Raw genomic sequence first — 304 nt, 5'->3', positions numbered from 1 at the left:
AAGATCTTCCGCTTCGGCTTCCTTTGCTACCGCCCCTCCGTGTGTGCGGCTCAGAAGCCCGCTTCCATCCAAGGTCTGCAGGTCGCGGCGGATCGTCTCTTCGGTGACGCCAAAAGACTTGCTGAGATCAGTGACCTGCACCGTCTTGTGACGATAGACCAGGTCAAGAATTTTCTGTCTTCGTTCGACTGCGAGCATTTTTTAGGGGAAACCCATTGTTATTTCTGAGGGTAGTAATTCAGGATATCGGCCGACTTTTCAATCACGATGCGAGCCGCTGCAAGGTTTTCGATCAAACCAAGGC

The 304-nt window shown here is 52.3% G+C and carries 1 protein-coding gene; it reads right to left on the bottom strand.

Annotation, left to right across the window (positions count from 1 at the left end; translation table 11 throughout):
- Positions 1–198 (bottom strand): DeoR family transcriptional regulator (locus tag AF337_RS29705; protein WP_152971234.1); only part of this gene is annotated, 198 nt, incomplete at its 3' end.
- Positions 199–304 lie beyond the last annotated feature (106 nt).

It is taken from the genome of Rhizobium ecuadorense (assembly GCF_001187535.1).
Lineage (GTDB): Bacteria > Pseudomonadota > Alphaproteobacteria > Rhizobiales > Rhizobiaceae > Rhizobium > Rhizobium ecuadorense.
This window is presented reverse-complemented; position numbering and strand designations above follow the sequence as displayed.